Origin of the sequence: Streptomyces sp. B1I3, assembly GCF_030816615.1 — a bacterium.
In the GTDB taxonomy this organism is placed as follows: domain Bacteria; phylum Actinomycetota; class Actinomycetes; order Streptomycetales; family Streptomycetaceae; genus Streptomyces.
Map to the genome: position 1 here is coordinate 5,590,892 of NZ_JAUSYD010000001.1, position 19,004 is coordinate 5,609,895.

The 19,004-nt window shown below is 71.3% G+C and carries 20 protein-coding genes; 7 read left to right on the forward strand and 13 right to left on the reverse strand.

The window, feature by feature from the left end:
- Positions 1-39: 39 nt before the first annotated feature.
- Positions 40-1,059, reverse strand: coding sequence for a zinc-binding dehydrogenase (locus QFZ58_RS25405; RefSeq protein ID WP_307127204.1), 1,020 nt, complete (start codon positions 1,057-1,059; stop codon positions 40-42).
- Positions 1,056-2,210: a mandelate racemase/muconate lactonizing enzyme family protein gene (locus QFZ58_RS25410; protein ID WP_307127205.1), complete on the reverse strand. Its 1,155-nt coding sequence runs from the start codon at positions 2,208-2,210 to the stop codon at positions 1,056-1,058. Before QFZ58_RS25410 ends, QFZ58_RS25405 begins: the two co-directional genes overlap by 4 nt.
- A 112-nt stretch (positions 2,211-2,322) precedes the next feature.
- Here QFZ58_RS25410 and QFZ58_RS25415 point away from each other — a divergent pair, with 112 nt between their 5' ends.
- On the forward strand, positions 2,323-3,117 hold the full coding sequence (locus tag QFZ58_RS25415) for an EI24 domain-containing protein (protein ID WP_307127206.1): 795 nt from the start codon (positions 2,323-2,325) through the stop codon (positions 3,115-3,117).
- A gap of 66 nt (positions 3,118-3,183) precedes the next feature.
- On the opposite strand, the gene QFZ58_RS25420 is transcribed toward QFZ58_RS25415, so the two are convergent.
- From QFZ58_RS25420 to QFZ58_RS25430, 3 genes are all read right to left on the reverse strand, one after another.
- Positions 3,184-5,109: an FAD-dependent oxidoreductase gene (locus QFZ58_RS25420; RefSeq protein ID WP_307127207.1), complete on the reverse strand. Its 1,926-nt coding sequence runs from the start codon at positions 5,107-5,109 to the stop codon at positions 3,184-3,186.
- 146 nt (positions 5,110-5,255) lie between these two features.
- A complete protein-coding gene (locus QFZ58_RS25425; RefSeq protein WP_307127208.1) occupies positions 5,256-6,248 on the reverse strand; it encodes an aldose epimerase family protein in 993 nt (330 codons plus the stop codon).
- A gap of 11 nt (positions 6,249-6,259) precedes the next feature.
- Positions 6,260-7,174 (reverse strand): SGNH/GDSL hydrolase family protein, encoded by a 915-nt coding sequence (locus tag QFZ58_RS25430; protein ID WP_307127209.1) that lies wholly within the window; start codon positions 7,172-7,174, stop codon positions 6,260-6,262.
- A gap of 361 nt (positions 7,175-7,535) precedes the next feature.
- Here QFZ58_RS25430 and QFZ58_RS25435 point away from each other — a divergent pair, with 361 nt between their 5' ends.
- Positions 7,536-8,030: a DUF3145 domain-containing protein gene (locus tag QFZ58_RS25435; RefSeq protein WP_307127210.1), complete on the forward strand. Its 495-nt coding sequence runs from the start codon at positions 7,536-7,538 to the stop codon at positions 8,028-8,030.
- Between the two features lie 97 nt (positions 8,031-8,127).
- The gene (locus tag QFZ58_RS25440) at positions 8,128-8,301 is read left to right on the forward strand and encodes a hypothetical protein (protein WP_307127211.1); all 174 of its coding nucleotides are present in this window, start codon (positions 8,128-8,130) and stop codon (positions 8,299-8,301) included.
- A gap of 277 nt (positions 8,302-8,578) precedes the next feature.
- Here QFZ58_RS25440 and QFZ58_RS25445 read toward each other — a convergent pair whose 3' ends face one another.
- Positions 8,579-9,607 (reverse strand): DMT family transporter, encoded by a 1,029-nt coding sequence (locus QFZ58_RS25445; RefSeq protein ID WP_307127212.1) that lies wholly within the window; start codon positions 9,605-9,607, stop codon positions 8,579-8,581.
- Between the two features lie 140 nt (positions 9,608-9,747).
- Here QFZ58_RS25445 and QFZ58_RS25450 point away from each other — a divergent pair, with 140 nt between their 5' ends.
- Positions 9,748-10,200 (forward strand): Lrp/AsnC family transcriptional regulator, encoded by a 453-nt coding sequence (locus QFZ58_RS25450; protein WP_307127213.1) that lies wholly within the window; start codon positions 9,748-9,750, stop codon positions 10,198-10,200.
- Positions 10,201-10,227: 27 nt separating this feature from the next.
- Here QFZ58_RS25450 and QFZ58_RS25455 read toward each other — a convergent pair whose 3' ends face one another.
- The 6 genes from QFZ58_RS25455 to QFZ58_RS25480 form a co-directional block, all read right to left on the reverse strand.
- Positions 10,228-10,398 carry a hypothetical protein gene (locus QFZ58_RS25455; protein WP_307127214.1) on the reverse strand — a complete coding sequence of 57 codons (171 nt, stop codon included), beginning with the start codon at positions 10,396-10,398 and terminating at the stop codon, positions 10,228-10,230.
- 297 nt (positions 10,399-10,695) lie between these two features.
- Positions 10,696-11,958 (reverse strand): beta-ketoacyl-ACP synthase II, encoded by a 1,263-nt coding sequence (gene fabF / locus QFZ58_RS25460; protein ID WP_307127215.1) that lies wholly within the window; start codon positions 11,956-11,958, stop codon positions 10,696-10,698.
- A gap of 79 nt (positions 11,959-12,037) precedes the next feature.
- A complete protein-coding gene (locus tag QFZ58_RS25465) occupies positions 12,038-12,286 on the reverse strand; it encodes an acyl carrier protein (RefSeq protein ID WP_307127216.1) in 249 nt (82 codons plus the stop codon).
- Positions 12,287-12,350: 64 nt separating this feature from the next.
- On the reverse strand, positions 12,351-13,352 hold the full coding sequence (locus tag QFZ58_RS25470; protein WP_307127217.1) for a ketoacyl-ACP synthase III: 1,002 nt from the start codon (positions 13,350-13,352) through the stop codon (positions 12,351-12,353).
- 13 nt (positions 13,353-13,365) lie between these two features.
- Positions 13,366-14,280 carry an ACP S-malonyltransferase gene (locus tag QFZ58_RS25475; protein ID WP_307127218.1) on the reverse strand — a complete coding sequence of 305 codons (915 nt, stop codon included), beginning with the start codon at positions 14,278-14,280 and terminating at the stop codon, positions 13,366-13,368.
- A gap of 89 nt (positions 14,281-14,369) precedes the next feature.
- Positions 14,370-15,569: a CdaR family transcriptional regulator gene (locus tag QFZ58_RS25480; RefSeq protein WP_307127219.1), complete on the reverse strand. Its 1,200-nt coding sequence runs from the start codon at positions 15,567-15,569 to the stop codon at positions 14,370-14,372.
- An 81-nt stretch (positions 15,570-15,650) separates the two neighbouring features.
- On the opposite strand from QFZ58_RS25480, the gene QFZ58_RS25485 reads away from it, so the two are divergent.
- Entirely contained in the window at positions 15,651-16,319 is a 669-nt protein-coding gene (locus tag QFZ58_RS25485) for a pirin family protein (RefSeq protein ID WP_373428675.1), read from the forward strand.
- A 269-nt stretch (positions 16,320-16,588) separates the two neighbouring features.
- On the opposite strand, the gene QFZ58_RS25490 is transcribed toward QFZ58_RS25485, so the two are convergent.
- Complete coding sequence (locus tag QFZ58_RS25490; RefSeq protein ID WP_307127221.1) at positions 16,589-17,410, reverse strand: serine hydrolase; 822 nt, start codon at positions 17,408-17,410, stop codon at positions 16,589-16,591.
- Positions 17,411-17,520: 110 nt separating this feature from the next.
- Here QFZ58_RS25490 and QFZ58_RS25495 point away from each other — a divergent pair, with 110 nt between their 5' ends.
- Together QFZ58_RS25495 and QFZ58_RS25500 are read left to right on the forward strand one after the other, a co-directional pair.
- Positions 17,521-17,985, forward strand: coding sequence for a MerR family transcriptional regulator (locus QFZ58_RS25495; protein WP_307127222.1), 465 nt, complete (start codon positions 17,521-17,523; stop codon positions 17,983-17,985).
- Positions 17,982-19,001: an aldo/keto reductase gene (locus QFZ58_RS25500; protein ID WP_307127223.1), complete on the forward strand. Its 1,020-nt coding sequence runs from the start codon at positions 17,982-17,984 to the stop codon at positions 18,999-19,001. The genes QFZ58_RS25495 and QFZ58_RS25500 overlap by 4 nt, the downstream gene beginning before the upstream one ends.
- Positions 19,002-19,004: the final 3 nt, after the last annotated feature.

The following is a 19,004-nucleotide window of genomic DNA, read 5'->3' on the forward strand; positions in this document are numbered from 1 at the left end:
GGTCGCCGCCGTACCGGTGTACGGATCAGGGCGGACCCGTCACGGACGCAGCAGCACCTTCCCGGTCTCCGGACCTCCGGCGCCGACGAGCGCGACGGCCTCGGCGAACCGCTCCAGCGGGAACTCGTGGGTGATCAGCGGGGCCGGGTCGAGCAGTCCGGCCGCGAACGCCCGCACCGCGTACGACCAGGCCGACGACGGGGCGCCGAAGACGCTGCGCACCGTGAGCTGGTTCAGGGACAGGTGCACCGGATCGATGCCCACGGCCCCCGGGGTGAACATCCCGGTGAGGATCACCCGCCCGCCGCGCCGTGCCAGCAGACAGGCGTCGGCCGCGGTGGAAGGGGCGCCGGCGGTCTCCACGACCAGGTCGTACCGGCCCCGGACCCCCTCGGCCTCCTCGGGACTCCGGGCCTCGCCCGCCCCGAAGTCCAGGGCCTGGGAGGCCCGCGTGCCGCGCGGGTCGATCACGGTGAGCTCGGCCGGTGACACGGCGGCCAGCAACTGGACCGCGAGCAGCCCGAGCGTCCCGGCTCCGACCACCGCGATCCGCTCGCCCGGCTCGGGTGCCCCCGCCCGCACCGCCGCAGCGATCACCGCGGCCGGCTCCAGCAGGGCGGCGGCCCGCAGGTCCGCGTCGTCGGGGAGCGGGTGCAGCAGCCGGGCCGGCACCACCACATGGTCGGCGAACGCGCCGGGCCGGGTGAACCCCGTCTCCTCGTACCCCGCCGTGCACAGGGACGTCTCCCCGCACCGGCACCGCTCGCAGGACCCACAGGCGCGGAAGCCCTCGGCGACCGTGCGCCGGCCGGTGAGCGCGGGATCGACGCCCTCGCCCACGGCGTCGACGGTCCCCGACCACTCGTGACCGGGCACCACGGGATACCGCACGTAGGCCGCGTCGCGGTGGCCGTCGTACACCTCGCGGTCGCTCATGCAGATTCCGGCCGCGGCGACCCGCACCCGGACCTCACCGGGTCCGGGCTCCGGGAGGCCGTCCTCGATCAGCCGGTGGCTGCCGGGCCGGTCGATGACCAGCGAACGCGAGACCGTGCTCACTTGGGCTGCCTCTTCTCCCAGCCGTCCGCCCACAGGTCGAACCGCGCCTGCTGCTGCGGGAACTCCGCTGCGGCGTCCACGTCCAGCTCCACACCCAGCCCGGGGGCGTGGGAGAGCTCGAAACAGCCGGTCGCGGGGTCGACCTGGGGCGCGCCCTTGACGACCTTCTTGATGTCGGCGTCCGCGAAGTCGTTGAAGTGCTCGAGGATCTTGAAGTTCGGTGTGCAGCCGGCGAGCTGGAGGCTGGCCGCCGTCAGGACCGAACCACCCACGTTGTGCGGGGCGATCAGCGTGTAGTGGGTCTCGGCGGTGGCGGCGAGCTTGCGGGTCTCCAGGATGCCGCCGATGTGGCCGAGGTCCGGCTGGATGATGTCGGCGGCCTGCGACTCGAAGAGCTCGCGGAACTCGATGCGGTCGTGGATGCGCTCACCCGTCGCGATCGGCAGGTCGACCTTCTCCGCGACCTTGCTCAGCGCCTTGAGGTTCTCCGGCGGCACCGGCTCCTCCAGCCACGCCGGCGTGAACGGTGCCATCTCGCGTGCGATCCGCACCGCCGTCGACGGGCTGAACCGCCCGTGCATCTCCAGCATCAGCTCGGTGTCGGGGCCGATGGCGTCGCGCACGGCCTCGATGAGGGACACGGCGTAGCGGGTCTCCTCCTGGCCCAGCTCGAAGTGGCCCGTACCGAAGGGGTCGATCTTCAGTGCCCGGTATCCGCGCTCGACGACTCCCTGCGCCGCCTTGTGGTAGGCCTCCGGAGTGCGCTCCGTGGTGTACCAGCCGTTGGCGTACGCCTTGACCCGGTCGGTGACCTTCCCGCCGAGCAGCTCCCAGACGGGGACGCCGAGCGCCTTGCCCTTGATGTCCCAGCAGGCCATCTCGATGACCGCGATGCCGGACATCACGATCTCGCCGGCCCGCCCGTAGTCGCCGTACTTCATCCGGCGGACGAGGTCCTCGATCGCGAACGGGTCGGATCCGGTGATGTGGTTGGCGGATGCCTCCCGCAGGTACCCGAGCAGTGCGTCCGTGCGCCCGAGCATCCGTGTTTCGCCGACCCCGGTGAGGCCCTCATCGGTGTGCACCTGGACATAGGTGAGATTGCGCCAGGGCGTGCCCACGACATGCGTGCTGATTCCGGTGATACGCACGGATGTTGCCTCTCTGCGTGTTCGGTATTTCGTCACTCGTTCGAAATGCTGGCGTGACGGTAATGACGAGCCCGGGGACGTGTCAATGGTTCGCGCAAGTACGCTGGCGCCCATGAGTGATCTCGGGGCGGGTTTCGGTTACTTGGTAAAGGGACAGCGGTGGGTCCTCGGACACGGCCGGTGGCTCGGACTCGGCCTGCTGCCGGGGCTCATCACCCTCGTCCTGTACACGGGCGCGCTGGTCGGACTCGGATACGGAGCCGACGACTTCGTCGCCTGGGCCACCCCGTTCGCCGACGACTGGTCCTCCCCGTGGGCGGGGCTCCTGCGCAACACGCTCGTCGTCCTGGTCTTCGTCCTCGGGCTGTTCCTCGCGGTGATCACCTTCACCGCCGTGACCCTGCTGGTCGGCCAGCCCTTCTACGAGTCCCTCTCCGAGGAGGTCGACCGCAGCGAGGGCGGTGAGGTGCCCGAGTCGGGGCTGCCGCTCTGGCGCGAACTGTGGATCTCCGCCCGCGACTCCGTCCGCATCCTGCTGCGCGTCGCGCTGTACGGCGTCCTGCTCTTCGCCCTGGGGTTCGTCCCCGTCATCGGCCAGACCGCCGTTCCCGCGCTCGGCTTCTGCGTCTCCGGCTACTTCCTCTGCGAGGAACTCACGGCGGTCGCCCTCCAGCGCCGGGGCATGGTCCTGAAGGACCGGCTGGCCCTGCTGCGCGGACGCCGGACCGCGGTACTCGGCTTCGGCGTGCCGCTCGCCCTCGCCTTCCTCGTCCCCTTCGTCGCCGTGTTCCTGATGCCGGGCGCCGTCGCCGGGGCCACGCTGCTCGCCCGCGACCTGACGGAACCGCCCGGGGCCGCCCCGGAACCGGCCCCGTCGTCGCCCTACACCCTGCACAAGGAACGATGAGGCCGACGGGGCGAGCCGGCTGAGGGCCCTGCCGCCGGACCGGCCGGTCCGGCGGCAGGGCGCCGGTCAGGCGCCGTGGACCTCCAGTGCGACCCTGACCGCGGACTCCAGGGCCCCCTCGATCCAGGCCGGCTTGACCGAGGTGTGGCAGCCGGCGAAGTGCAGCGGTCCCTCCGGGGTGCGCACATCGGGGAAGAGTTCGGTGTGCTGGCCCGGCAGGAGGACCGACGCCTCGCCGTACGCGTAGGGGTCGCGCATCCACGACTGGGTGCGGCCCACGCCCGTGTAGAAGACCTCCACGCGCTGCCCGTACACGTCCTGGACGCCGCCCAGGGTGCGCGGGTAGCGCTCGTCGTCGTCCAGGGAGTCCCACTTCAGGGCGTCGTCGGCCCAGCTGTACGACGCGAGGAGCACCCCGCCCGCGCTGCCCTCGACCGGGTGCGACGGCTGGTACATGAAGCGGTTGGGGTTGTCGGTCACCGATCCGCCGCCGATGACGCGCGCCGCCTCGGGCTGGTCGCGTGCGGTGGCCCGGCAGGCCGCGTAGTGCACCCGCTGGCCGGGTGGGACGTGGCCGCGGGGCACGGACGGATGGGCGCCGAGCAGGGAACCGTCGGCCGGGGCCCTGCCGAGGCGGTAGGCGTCGTACAGGCCGGGGCGCACGGCCTCCAGCTCCCGCTTCCAGTCCGCCTCGTCGAACTCCCACCAGCGGCGGCTGAACTCGAGCAGCACCTTGGTCGCCGCGTCGTAGTGGACCTCGGTGATCGCACGCCGCTTCCCGTACGACAGCGCCGGGGAGACCGGGATGTGCCGCAGCCCGGAGAACGGCACCGTGATGACGGCCCGGTCCCCGGTGAACGTCTCGCGCACCACGGGGCCTCCGCGCCCCTCGGAGACCGTCTCGACACGCACTCCGTCCTTGTCGTGGGTGATACGGGTGGCACGGCGGTCCAGACGCACCAGGTCGTCGACGCGTGCGTACATCGCGTCGACGAGCGTGGCGGTGCCGTCGGGAAGCTCGAAGAACGCGGTGGCCGGACTGATCAGGGAGGCACCGATGAAGCTGTGGACGAAAGCGAGATGGAGCCGTGAGGTCATGTTCTCGACGGTGCCGATGAGGTCGACGGTGCGCACGTCGAGCTTGGCGGCCTCGGTCAGGTAGCGGAACATCGACCAGTGTCCGTACCGCTGGATCACCGTCGCCCATCCCTCGACGAGCGCGCTGCCCTCCTTGCCCTCGATCTCCTCCCGCACGGGGGCGAAGGCGTCCCGGACGATCTGCGAGGCGGGGACGTTCTCGAAGCGCGCGGGGACCCCGAAGGAGCGGTTGACCGCCTGCGGCCTGGCCGCGTAGTCGGCTCGGCGCACACGGACGCCGTTGACGTGGATCCAGGTGCGGTTGGCGGGGCGGCCTTCACCGTCCACATCGACCAGGTGGAAGCGCCGGCGCTTCAGCCCGAAACCGTCGATCAGCCCGGTGACCAGCGGATGACTGTCCGGAATCCGCATCGCGCCGGCCTCGGCGTACTGCTTCGGGTCCGCGAAGGGCGGCTCCGCCTCCTCGTGCCCACCGGCCCGGAAGGTCTTGATGCGGCCGCCGACCCGGTTGCCGTTGGCCTCGATCACGGTGACCGTGTGCCCGGCCTCACGCAGGAGGTGGGCGGCGGTCAGCCCCGCCGGGCCGGCGCCGACGACCAGCACCCGCCGGCGCGCCGCCCGGGTGCGCGGCAGGCCCTTGTCCAGCAGCACCTCGCGGTAACGCGGAACCAGCGGGCGGTCGTTCTCGTCCCGTACGAGGATCGCGCGGGCCACCGTCAGGCAGGCGTCCCATTCGGGGCCGGCGGCCGGAGCGAGTGGGGCGGCCGGCACCGCCCGCGCGGGAGCGGCCGGGGCGGCAGCCACGGCCAGGGCCGCGGCACCCGCGGTGGCACCGGAGAGCACCGTGCGGCGGGAAGGCAGTACGGGCGACGCTTCGTCAGTGGGTGAAGTCATGATGATCACCCTGCTGCGCCATACGGGTCGGCGGCCCGCCGGACGCGCCGCCGCCGCCGGGAATCACCCACCAGTGCTTTTGTCTGTCCGGTGTTGACGCCGGTCCCCGGGCGGGGACCGGAGGCGGTGGACCACCGGCCCGGCGGTCAGCGCACCGAGAAGCCGTACACCGTCGTGGACGCGAACTCCTCACCCGGCCGCAGCACCGTGCTCGGGAACTCCGGCCGGTTCGGCGAGTCGGGGAAGTGCTGGGTCTCCAGCGCGATCCCGGAACAGGGCGCGAACGGCTGCCCGTCCAGGTGGTCGGCCGTGTACAGCTGCATCCCCGGCTCCGTCGTACGGACGGTCAGCAGCCGCCCCGACGCGGGGTCGTACAGCTCGGCGACCGGCTCCCCACCGGTCTCGTCGAGCACGTAGTTGGTGTCGTACCCGGCGCCCACCGGCCGCGGCACACGGAAGTCGAACCGGGTGCCGTCCACCGGCGCGAACGCGCCCGTCGGAACGGCCTCCGCGTCCGCCGGTGTGATCTGCGCGGCGGCGAGCCGCAGTTCGTGGCCGAGCGCGCTCCCGCTGTCCGCGCCGGCCAGGTTCCAGTAGGTGTGGTTCGTCAGGTTCACCACCGTCGGCGCGTCCGTCGTCGCCCGGTAGGCGATGCGCAGCGCCCCGCCCTCGTCCAGCGTGTACGCCACGGAGACCTCCAGCCGCCCCGGAAAGCCCTCCTCGCCGTCCTCGGCGACCAGGGAGAGCCGCACGCCGTCCGGCACCTCCTCGGCGTCCCACAGCCGCCTGTCGAAGCCGGCCGTCCCACCGTGGAGGTGGTTGCGTCCCTCGTTCGCCGTCACCCGGTGCGTCTGCCCGTCGAGTGCGAAGGCGGCGCCCCCGATCCGGTTCGCGTACCGCCCCACCACGGCGCCGAGGTACGGACCCACGCACTTCTCGTAGGCCACGGCGTCCGGCAGCCCCAGAGCCACCCCGGCGCGTGTGCCGTCCCGGCCGGGAACCTCGACCGACTGCACCACGGCGCCGTACGTCAGCACGCGCACCCGCGTACCGTCCCGCTCCAGGGTCCAGCGCCGGACGGGGGTGCCGTCCGTGAGCGTGGAGAAGTCTTCGCCGTGTACCGCCGCACCCGTCTTCATGATCAGCGACTTTACGCCGGGGGGCCGGCCGCCGTGACGTTGCGGTAAGCGATCTCTGCCAGCCGGGCCTGGCCGTCACGGCCGGGATGGAACCAGTCCCAGGGGCTTAGCTGCTCGCCCGTGAACCGGTAGGCGAACACCGCCCCTCCGTCGTACCTGCACCGCGCGTCCTTCGCGCAGACGTCCCTGAGGACGTCGTTGTACGCGACGACCCGTTTCAGCACCGCCTCGCGCCGGGCCGCGGCCGCCGCGCCCATGTCGTCCGCGTCCTGGAGCATCGACCGGCAGATACCCAGCTTCCAGACCTGCTTGCCCAGCGGGTTGTCGCGCCCGGTCGACCAGAGCCGCTTCAGGTCCGGCACGCTCGACACGTACACCTGGGCCCGGGGAGCCGTAGCGCGCAGCTGCCGCAGCGACGCCTCGAAGGAGGCCCGGAAGTCCGCGACCGGGGTCATGAGCCGCACGGAGTCCCGGCAGGCGTCGTTCGCGCCGATCATCACCGTGACGAGTTCGGGGCGCTCCTCGGCAGCCAGGGCCATCTGCTCCGGCAGCTGGGCGATCCGGGCGCCGGACACGGCGTGGTTCGAGCTGTGCGAGGCCGCCCGCGCCGCCCCGAGGAGGCGCACCGCGAGGCTCCGGACCGCGCCGTCCGTGCCCGTCGCCCACGACACCTCGGGGCAGTCGGCCAGCACCGAGCAGGCATCGAAACCCGTGGTGATGGAGTCCCCGACGGCGGCGAGGGAAGCCGGGCTCACGTCCCACGCCGGGGTGGGGGAGGGGGTGGGACTCCGCGGTGCGGGCGCGCTCCTGGGTGCGCCCTCAGGGTCGGCGGCGCAGCCCGTCAGCGCGGCGGCGCCGACGAGCGCGGCCGCCACGGACGTCACGGCGGCCCTGCGGACGCGATGGCGTGACGAACGCTCACGCATGCCTGTCTCTCCTCCGGTCACCCAGGTGATTGTGCCTCCGGCACACCCCGACACCCCCAGGTGGCGGGCCCGCGCTCCCTGGCGGGTGAATGCTGAGCGAATCAAGGGCCCGGGACCGACGGTACGTCACACACCCGGCCCCGGCGCACGGTAGCTTTTCCCCGTCGAACCAGTGACGCCTTGCCGACCCGCGCACCCACGAGGGTTCCGGTAAGTTACCTCTCGTCACATACTGTCCTTTTTCAGGAGATTCACTCCCGATGCTGTTTACTGATGACAACCTCGGGAGCCGGCCGGGAAGAGGCGGTACGGGCGCGAGGCCGCTGGGGAAGGCGAACCTCGACCCACACTGGAGGTCCCGGTGACGACACGTGGAGTCCTGTACGTTCACTCCGCACCGCGCGCGCTGTGCCCGCATGTCGAATGGGCGGTGGCGGGTGTGCTCGGTGTGCGGGTCCAGCTCGACTGGATCAGACAGCCGGCCGCGCCCGGCACCTGGCGGTCCGAGTTCTCCTGGAAGGGCCGCGCCGGTACGGCTTCCGAGCTGGCCTCGGCACTCCGGGGCTGGGACATGCTGCGCTTCGAGGTGACCGCCGAACCGTGCCCGCAGGCGGAGGGTGAGCGCTACAGCTCCACGCCCCACCTCGGCATCTTCCACGCGGTCACGGGCATGCACGGCGACATCCTGGTCCCGGAGGACCGGCTGCGGGCCGCGCTCGCGCGCTCCGTGCGCGGGGAGACGGACCTGGAGGCGGAGATCGCCAAGCTTCTGGGCAAGCCGTGGGACGACGAGCTGGAGTCCTTCCGCCACGCCGGTGAGGGTGCGCCCGTGCGGTGGCTGCACCAGGTGGTGTGACGGGACGCCGCCCCGGCGGCCTTCGTACTACTTCCCGGCAGAAACGTTCGTCCCGCGGTGCCGCCGTCGGCGCGCGGGCACGGGCCGGCAGCGGGCCGTGCGCGACCGGCGCAGCGGGATGCTGGACCGGCGGCGCTCCGAGACGCTGGTGTTCACCTACCTGGCCGAGCACCTGCGGCCCGGTGACCTGGCCATCACCGGCTCGGGCACCTTCGCCGACCGGCTGGATCAGCTGCCCGAGTGGGAGGAGTGCGGGCCGAAGCCTGTGTAGGTGTGCGAGGAGGCCTGGACCTGATGAACGTCGTCCCGGGCTCCCCAGGCGGAGGGAATGGCAGATCACGGGGGAGGACCTGGCCGCGATCGGCCCGTACCTGACCGACCACATCATGCGGCCGGCGCATACGCGACCACAGAGCTGACCGTTCGCCCGGAGGCGTTCCACCCGCACCTGATGTCGTCTTCGAGACGGAGGGAGAGCAGCCGGCTGCCGCGCGAGGACAACCGCTGCGGGGTGCGGCCGGGGCGGCCCTTGACTCGGCCGGTCGGGGCTACCGGGCTCCGTCGATCACGCGCCGGGTGGCTGGTACAGCGGCTTCGGGCTCGTTCAGTACAGGTCCGGCCGCTGCCTCGGCCTGTGCGGTCGCGGTTCCGGAAGGCTCGCCCTCGCCCGCGTCCGGCTTCGCCGTAGCTTCCTGCTCCCGCTCGATCATGCCCAGTGCCACTCCGGCCATGATGACCACGCCGCCTGCCGCCTGGGCCAGCTGGATCGACTCCCCGTTGATCACGACGGCACCGATGACGCCGAAGACCGGGACCAGGTTGAGGATGTTCACGGCGACGCTCGACGCCATCCTGCGCAGGCCGTAGTTGTAGAGCAGAAAGCCGCCGACCGAGCACGCCACGGCCAGGTAGACAATCAGCCAGGAGGCGGTCACGCCTGGCATCCGCCAGTCGCCGGCCTCCAGCAGGGAGGCGAGGAGGAAACCGGCCGCACCCGCCAGGGTCTGGAAGTACGTGACGCTCACGGCGTTCTGACCGGCACTCGCGCGCTTGCCGAGCACGTTGTACCCGGCCCAGGCCAACCCGCCGAGCAGCAGGAGGATGTCCCCTGTCCACCGTGAACTTCCGCCGGCCTCGGCTCCGTTGCGTACCACGAGGAAGGCGCCGACGGTCGCCAGCAGCACACCCGTCACACGCAGCACCGGCATCCGGGTGCGGAAGACGACCAGTTCCAGCAGCATCGTCATCAGAGGGTACGTGGCCACGATCAGGGACGCATCGGACGCCGTGGACAGATCGACGCCGACGTTCTCCAGGACGAAGTAGACGGTGATGCCGAGGAATCCGCTCACGTAGAGCTGTCGCCGTTGCTGTGCATCTGGCCTGGCCGGGCGACGCCGGTTCAGCCCCACCATCACGCCCAGGAGTAAGGCCGCCAGGGTGAACCTGATGGCGCCGATGCTGAGCGGGCCGACGTCCTCCAGCACCTGCTTGGTCACCGCGTACGAACTGCTCCAGAACAGCGCGGCCGCCACAACCGCACACACCGCCCACACGCTTTGTCCCCGGTCACGCATCTGAAGTCGCCTCTCTCCACTACCACCACGCACACCGTGACCGAACAAACATCAGCCAATCGAGGATGAGGCTAGCAAGATCATCGAAGGTGGCGCGTACAATCCGAATTACCTTCGGAATCCGGCAGAGTGAGGCAAGCGTGGACGAACTAGATTCGGCGTTGATGCGGATGCTCCAGGAGGACGGTCGGCGTACCAACCGGGACATGGCCCAAGCGCTCGGTATCGCCCCGTCCACCTGTCTGGAGCGGGTCCGGTCGCTGCGCGAGCGTGGTGTCCTGACGGGATTTCACGCGGAGGCCGACCTCGCGTCGATCGGCCGCGGGCTGCAGGCCGTGATCGCCGTACGGGTCCGCCCGCCGACCCGTGCGGTGATCGAGGCCTTCCAGGCCTTTCTGGAGCGGATGCCCGAGGTGATCTCGCTCTTCGTCCTCACCGGGAACGACGACTTCCTGGTGCACGTCGCCGTCCGCGACACCGACCACCTGCACGCGGTGGTCCTGGACAAACTGACGAAGCGCCCGGAACTCGCCGACGTACGGACATCGGTGGTCTACGGGCACATGCGCAAGAAAGTCATCGGGCCGACGTGACGCCCGTGCGGACCCCTGGCGAATGGGTCACCGAGCCGGTGGTGCGGTCTCCTCCGCCACCGAGGCCTCGCCCGTCGGCGGCCACAGGAAGTCGGTCTCGCTGGGCAGCACCTCCCGGACCGAACCCGAGGAGAGCCTCGCAGGTCCGCTCCCGCTCCGGACGATCCGCTCCACCCGCTCGAAGAGTTCCGCCTCCACGCGCAGCGAGGCACACGCGGCCCCTCCTCGGCGATGCGGCCCACACCGCACGGCACGGCGCACGTGTGCAGCGCCTCGGCGATCGCGGAGGACGAAGCGCAGTCCTGAGCAGCCGTCCACGGTTCCAAGATCGCCCTGCTGTCCCTTCCGGCCGGACATCGGCTGACCCCACTTCTGGCATCGGCGCGCCGCCACGGCCGGCCGGGTTCCTGTCCGGGCGACGCGGGAGGCCCGCCCCCCGGAGCGGGGAGCGGGCCTCTGACGCGTATCAGGACGCGCGGTTCAGGATTGCGCCGTTCAGACGGAGCGGAACGCCAGCACCACGTTGTGGCCGCCGAAGCCGAACGAGTTGTTGATCGCCGCGATCGGGCCCTCCGGCAGGGGCCGGGGCTCACCGCGCACGACGTCCGCGTCCACGGCCTCGTCGAGGTCGTCGACATTGATGGTGGGCGGCGCCATCCGGTGGTGCAGTGCCAGCACCGTCGCCACGGTCTCGATGCCGCCCGCGCCACCCAGCAGGTGACCGGTCATCGACTTCGTGGCGGAGATGGCGACATGGTCCAGGTCGTCACCGAGCACCGCGCGCAGTGCCTTGATCTCCGCCACGTCGCCCTGCGGCGTGGACGTGGCGTGCGCGTTCAGGTGCACGACCTCCGACGGCTTGAGGTCCGTGGAGTCCAGCAGGTTCTGCATCGCGGCGGCGATCCCGCGCCCGGTGGGCTCGGGCTGCGCGATGTGGTGGGCGTCCGCGGACAGACCCTGGCCCAGCACCTCGCAGTAGACCCTGGCGCCACGGGCGGCCGCGTGCTCCGCGGACTCCAGGATGACGACGCCGGCGCCCTCGCCGAGGACGAAGCCGTCGCGGGCCGTGTCGTAGGGACGCGAGGCCTTCTCGGGCTCGTCGTTGCTCTTGGACATCGCCATCATGTTGGCGAACGCGGCGATCGGCAGCGGGTGGATGGCCGCCTCCGTGCCACCGGCGACGACGACGTCGGCACGGCCGGTGCGGATCATCTCGACGGCGTACCCGATGGCCTCCGCGCCCGAGGCGCAGGCCGAGACCGGGGTGTGGACACCGGCCTGGGCGTTGACCTCCAGGCCGACGTTGGCCGCCGGGCCGTTGGGCATGAGCATGGGAACGGTGTGCGGGGAGACGCGGCGTACGCCCTTCTCCTTCAGCACGTCGTACTGGTCGAGCAGGGTGATCACGCCGCCGATACCGGAGGCGATGACCGAACCCAGACGCTCGGGCTGGATCTTCTCGTCCTCACCGGCCTTGCCGGTGAAGCCGGCGTCCGCCCACGCCTCGCGGGCGGCGATCAGCGCGAACTGCGCCGAGCGGTCCAGCTTGCGGGCGAGCGGACGGGGCAGTACCTCGCCGGGGTCGACGGCCGCGAGGGCGGCGATCCGGACGGGCAGTTCGGCGAAACGTTCGCCCTCGAGAGGCTTGACGCCGGAGCGGCCGGCCATCAGACCTTCCCAGGTCGATGCGGAGTCGCCACCCAGCGGAGTGGTTGCGCCGATACCGGTGACGACCACGGTGCGATTGGTCGGGATCACTGGAAAATCTTCTCCACGTGTAGAGGGTCGTGAATCAGCGGCGCCACCGCCGGGTGGCGACACACAGGACGGGCTGGGATCAGCCCTGGTTCTTCAGGATGTAGTCGGCGGCGTCGCCGACCGTCTTGAGGTTCTTGACGTCCTCGTCGGGGATCTTGACGTCGAAGCGCTCCTCGGCGGCGACGACGACCTCGACCATGGACAGCGAGTCGACGTCCAGGTCGTCGGTGAAGGACTTGTCCAGCTGGACGTCCTCGACCGGGATACCGGCGATCTCGTTGACGATCTCGGCGAGACCGGTGACGATTTCTTCCTGAGTGGCGGCCATGTTTGGAGCTCCTTCGAAGTGTTTCTGCAGGGTTCGGGCGTACGGACCGGAAGATCCGGAGTGCCTAGGGGAGGGTAACGACCGTCGCGGCGTAGACGAGACCCGCCCCGAAGCCGATGATGAGCGCCGTGTCGCCGCTCTTGGCCTGACCGGTCGCCAGAAGCCGCTCCATCGCGAGCGGAATCGAGGCGGCCGACGTGTTGCCGGTGGTTTCCACGTCACGGGCGACCGTGACGTGCTCCGGCAGCTTGAGCGTCTTCACCATCGAGTCGATGATCCGCATGTTGGCCTGGTGCGGAATGAAGACATCCAAATCGTCCGGAGTGATCCCGGCCGCCTCCAGCGCCTGCTGGGCGACCTTCGCCATCTCGAAGACGGCCCAGCGGAAGACCGCCTGGCCCTCCTGCGTGATGGCCGGGAACTTCTCGGGACGGTCGGCGTGGAAGACGTCCCACGCCACGGTCTGCTTGATCGTCCCGGACTTGTCGCCCTCCGAACCCCAGACCGTGGGACCGATGGCCGGCTCCTTGGCGGGGCCCACGACGACCGCGCCCGCGCCGTCGCCGAACAGGAAGGCCGTCGCGCGGTCCTCCAGGTCGGTGAGGTCGCTGAGCCGCTCGACGCCGATGACGAGGACGTACTCCGCCGAGCCCTCGACGACCATGCCCTTGGCGAGGGTGAGGCCGTAGCCGAAGCCCGCGCAGCCGGCCGAGATGTCGAAGGCCGCGGGCTTGCCCGCGCCGACCCGGTGGGCGATCTCGGTCGCGATGGCCGGAGTCTGCTGGAAGTGCGAGACCGTGGAGACGATGACCCCGCCGATCTGCTCGGGCGCGATCCCGGCGTCGGCGATCGCCTTGCCGGCGGCCTCCACGGACATCACGGCCACGGTCTCCTCGTCGGAGGCCCAGTGGCGGGTCGCGATGCCGGAGCGGGAGCGGATCCACTCGTCGGACGAGTCGATCGTCTCGAGGATCACCTCGTTGGGCACGACACGGGTCGGCCGGTAACCGCCGACACCCATGATCCGTGCGTACGGGGCGCCCTTGCTGGGCTTGATCTTCGACATGCTCTCGGGCTCCTTAGGCGCCCGCGTGCTCGGAGATGAGCGCGCGGGCCGCGTCGAGGTCGTCGGGGGTCTTGAGCGCGAGGGTCTTCACGCCGGGCAGCGCACGCTTGGCGAGCCCGACCAGCGTGCCGCCGGGAGCCGCCTCGACGAGCGCCGTGACACCGAGCTCCTTGAAGGTCTCCATGCACAGGTCCCAGCGGACCGGGTTGGCGACCTGGCCGACGAGGCGCGTGATGACCTCGGTGCCGGTGGCGACCGTCCTGCCGTCGGCGTTCGACACGTACGTCACCCGGGGGTCGGTGACCTTCAGTCCGCCGGCGGCGGCACGCAGCTTCTCCACGGCCGGAGCCATGTGGTGCGTGTGGAACGCGCCGGCGACCTTGAGCTCCACCACGCGGCGCACGCCTTCGGGCATGTCCTGGGTCAGCGCGGCGATCTGCTCCGCGGTGCCCGCGGCGACGATCTGGCCGCCGCCGTTGACGTTGGCCGGGGTGAGCCCCAGCTTCTCCAGGTGAGGGACCGTTACGGCAGGGTCCCCGCCCAGGAGCGCGGCCATGCCCGTCTCGGTGACGGCGGCGGCCTCGGCCATACCGAGGCCGCGGGTGCGTACGAAGCGGAGCGCGGCCTCGTCGTCGATGACGCCGGCGAGCGCGGCGGCGGTGATCTCACCGACGCTGTGTCCCGCGACGACGCCGGGCGAGGCGTCCAGGGCGGCGGCCGACAGGAGACCCGCGGCGACGAGCAGCGGCTGGGCCACCGCCGTGTCGCGGATCTCGTCCGCGTCGGCCTTCGTGCCGTAGTGGGCAAGGTCGAGCCCGATGGCGTCGGACCAGGCCGCGATGCGGTCGGAGGCACCGGGGAGGTCGAGCCAGGGAGTCAGGAAGCCGGGCGTCTGAGCGCCTTGGCCGGGAGCGACGAGTACGAGCACCCTCACACTCTCTCTTGTGGACGGCTCCCGACGCCCGTGGGGACAGGGACGAAGAACCGTCAGGGGAATTGTTGAAGTCCGACAAAAGTCTAGGACTGAGTGTCTCCGGCGGCCAAGCGCCCCAGGATGAGGGCGATCCGCAGGGTGAAGGCGGAGCGGACGTCGGAGGGTGACCAGCCGGTGACGTCGGTCACACGTCGCAGCCGGTAGCGCACGGTATTGGGGTGCACGAACAGCATCCTGGCCGCGCCCTCCAGGCTGCTCGCCTGTTCCAGATAGACACTCAGCGTCTCCAGCAGTGCCGAACCGGCCTCTTCGAGCGGTCTGTAGATCTCCTCCACCAACTGATCACGCGCAGCGGGGTCGCCGGCCATCGCGCGTTCCGGAAGGAGATCGTCCGACAGGACGGGGCGCGGAGCGTCCTGCCACGCCGAGCACGCCTTGAGTCCGGCAGCCGCGGCCTGCGCGGACCGGGTGGCCGCGAGCAGGTCGGGCACCACGGGCCCGGCGACGACGGGACCGGCCGCGTACGGGCCGATCAGTGACTTGGCGACGTTCAGCGGGTTGTCGCTGCCGCCCGCGATCACGACCAGGCGGTGTCCGAGCACTCCGGTCAGCACCTGGAGCTTGGCGTGCCGGGCCGCCCGCCGGATCGCCTCGACGGTGAGCTCGCTGTCCCCGTCCGGGGCGGTACCGAGGACGACGCACACGTGCTCGGGGGAGTTCCAGCCGAGTGCCGCGGCCCGGGACACGGCACCCTCGTCGGCCTCGCCGGAGAGCACCGCGTTCACCACGAGCGACTCCAGCCGGGCGTCCCACGCGCCGCGCGCCTCGGCGGCCTGCGCGTAGACCTGGGCGGTCGCGAAGGCGATCTCCCGGGCGTAGACGAGCAGTGCCTCCCGCAGCACCGACTCGTCGCCGGGGGCCGCGACCTCCTCGATCGCGGTCTCCATCACCTCGATCGTCGTCCGCACCATCTCGACGGTCTGCCGCAGCGTGATCGCCCGGGTCAGCTCGCGCGGGGCCGTCCCGAACACGTCGGTGGAGATGGCCTGCGGAGTCTCCGGATGCCGGAACCACTCGGTGAACGCGGCGATTCCGGCCTGGGCGACCAGGCCGATCCAGGAACGGTTCTCCGGTGGCATCGCCCGGTACCACGGCAGCGTCTCGTCCATGCGGGCGATGGCGTTGGCGGCCAGCCGGCCGGAGGACTGCTCCAGCCGCTTCAGAGTCGCGGCGTGGAGGTGGGCGGCGTTCGCAGCGGGCTGCTCGAGATCGGGTCGGGGCACGTACACAAGACTGCCTTATCGGAGCAAGGACGCGGTGGGGCGGGGCCACGGGTCACCGTGCGGGGCTACCGTGGACGCGTGATGGACGTACGCCGCTCCGGGAGCCGCTTCCGCGGCGGGGACCCGGCCCCGGGTGTCTCCGCGGGAATCGAGACGCTGCACGCCTTCTCCTTCGGGCGCTTCTACGACCCCGACAACCTGCGTTTCGGGCCGGTCATCGCCTGCAACGAGGAGCGTCTCGCCCCGGGGGCCGGATTCGGCGAGCACCCGCACAGCCACACCGAGATCGTCACCTGGGTGGTCGAGGGCGAGCTCACCCACCGGGACACGACCGGTCACACCACCGTCGTACGGCCCGGGGACGTGCAGCACCTCAGCGCGGCCGCGGGCGTGCGTCACGTGGAGCGCAACGACGGCGCACGCCCGCTGACGTTCATTCAGATGTGGCTCGCCCCGGTGGCACCCGGCGGGGAGCCCTCGTACACGCACGTCGTGGGGATCGCCGACTCCACCCCGTACGCCCTCCCCGAGGCGGGAGCGATGCTCCACGTGCGGCGCCAGGCGGAGGGCGAGCGCACGGCCGTGCCCGACGCGGCGGGCGTGTACGTCCACGTGGTGCGCGGCGAGGTGCGCATCGGCGGCGAGGACCTCGGGGAGGGCGACGCGGCGCGGATCAGGGAGTCCAGGGGGCTGGAGCTGGTGGCGCTGCGGGACGCCGAGGTGCTGCTCTGGGAGCTCGGCGCGGTGTGAGCGCGGCGGTGCGGCCGGTGGCGCGGTGGTGGGGCTCTTCGGGCGGGGTGACCGCGATGGCGCGGGCGACCGGTCCTACTTCGTGTCCGCCGGCGTGTCCAGTTCGCGCATGGCCTGGCCGTGGGCGCTCATCCGGCGTGACACGGTGCCGGTCGTGAAGAGTCCCACTCGCGGAACTGATGGTCGAAGTCACGTGATCGCATGGCGCACGAACCTGGCAGCGCCCTGGGCCCCGCGGTGTGGTCCGAGTGCCTCGGCCGAGGGCCCCGTCAGCGGGACGTGCCGAGCTCCGCCAGCACCGCGTCCGTGAACGGGGGCCAAGCCTCTGTCGCCCAGGGGCCGAAGGCGCGGTCCGTCAGGGCCACGCAGGCCGCGCCCGCCGCCGGGTCGATCCACAGGAACGTGCCGGACTGGCCGAAGTGGCCGAAGGTCGCAGGGGACGACGAAAGGCCCGTCCAGTGCGGCGACTTGGAATCGCGGATCTCGAAACCGAGTCCCCAGTCGTTCGGGTTCCGGTGACCGTAGCCGGGAAGCACGCCCTTGAGACCGGGGTGGACCACGGTCTGGGCCTCCAGGACCGTACGCGGGTCGAGGAGCCGCGGGGCCTGCACCTCCGCCGCGAACCGCACCAGGTCGTCCACGGTCGAGACGCCGTCCTTGGCGGGCGAGCCGTCCAGCGTCGTCGCCTCCATGCCCAGCGGTTCGAGGACCGCCTGACGCGCGTACTCGGGGAAGGGGATCCCCGTCGCCTTCGCGATGTGGTCGCCGAGCACCTCGAATCCCGCGTTCGAGTACAGCCTGCGGGTGCCGGCGGGAGCGGTGACCCGGTGTTCGTCGAAGGCCAGGCCGCTGGTGTGGGCGAGGAGGTGGCGGACGGTGGAGCCCTCGGGGCCGGCCGGCTCGTCGAGCTCGACCGCACCCTCCTCGTACGCCACCAGCGCCGCATAGGCTGCCAGCGGTTTGGTGACGGAGGCGAGAGGGAAGCGGTGCGCGGTCGGGCCGTGCGCACCGGCCACGCCGCCGTCCGCCCGCACCACCGAGGCCGCCGCGGTGGGGACGGGCCAGTTCTCGATCATCGCCAGGCTCTGCATGGGTACGAGCCTATCGACCCGGTGCGTGGCGCAGTCGGGCCGGTCCGGACCGAAGACGTCACCCGTTCGCACTTGCTTCGAGTGCACTCCAAGGTCCTAGCGTGGAGGACATGACGGTGATGGACAGCACTTCCGCACGGACGGACATCTGCGCGTCGGCCCCTCGGGCGCATCCGCGACCCGAGGGCCAGGACCGCTACACCATCAGCGAGGTCGCCGCCTTCACCGGCCTCACCGCGCACACGCTGCGCTGGTACGAGCGGATCGGGTTGATGCCGCACGTCGACCGTTCGCATACGGGCCAGCGCCGCTTCACCAACCGCGACCTGGACTGGCTGGCGTTCGTGGGCAAGCTGCGGCTGACAGGAATGCCGGTCGCCGACATGGTCCGGTACGCGGAACTGCTCCGCGAGGGCGACCACACCTTCGAGGAGCGGCAGGAGCTCCTGGAGGCGACCCGCCGTGACGTCCGGACCCGGATCGCGGAACTGCAGGACACGCTCGCCGTACTCGACTTCAAGATCGACTTTTACGCCGGCGCCCGCAGGGCACCGGAAAGGGGCCTGACGACATGAGTGAGAACACGCAGAGGATCGCGACCGTGGAGCTCGGCACGGGAGGCCCGCAGGTAGGCGTGCAGGGGCTCGGCTGCATGGGGATCAGCGAGTTCTACGGGGGCACCGACGAGGCCGCCGCCCGGGACACCCTGGAGGCCGCGCTGGAAGCCGGCGTCACCCTCTTCGACACCGCCGACGTCTACGGGCGCGGCGCGAACGAGACGTTCCTCGCGCCGTTCGCCGGCGCCCACCGTGACGAGATCACGCTCGCCACGAAGTTCGCCATCGAGCGGACCGACGACCCGCACTACCGGGGGGTGCGCAACGATCCCGCGTACATTCGCGAGGCCGTCGAGGCCAGCCTGCGGCGGCTGGACACCGACGTCATCGACCTGTACTACATGCACCGGCGCGACCCGCAGGTCCCGCTCGCCGAGTCGGTCGGCGCGATGGCCGAGCTGGTCGAGCAGGGCAAGGTCAAGCAGCTCGGTCTGAGCGAGGTGACCGGGGCGGAGCTCCGTGAGGCGCACGCCGTGCACCCGATCGCCGCCCTGCAGTCCGAGTGGTCGCTCTTCAGCCGTGACGTGGAGCGCAGCGCCGTACCGGCGGCCGTCGAGCTCGGGGTGACCCTCGTGCCGTACTCGCCGCTCGGCCGCGGCTTCCTGACCGGGGCGTTCACGGACGCGACCAAGGACCTGGCCGAGGACGACTTCCGCAAGCACCAGCCGCGTTTCTCGGGCGACAACGCGAGGACGAACGCCGCCCTGCTGGAGCCCGTCCACAAGATCGCGGCGGCGCACGGGGCGTCGGCCGCCCAGGTGGCCCTGGCGTGGGTGCAGCAGCGGGCCCAGGTGCACGGCCTGGCCGTGGTGCCGATCCCCGGCACGCGTAAGCGCAGCCGGCTGCTGGAGAACGTCGCGGCGACCCGGCTGATCCTGACCGAGGAGGAGCTCGCGCAGCTGGAGCCCATCGCGGACGGGGTGGCGGGGGACCGGTACCCCGACATGAGCAGCACGGCGACGGCCCGGGAATGACGT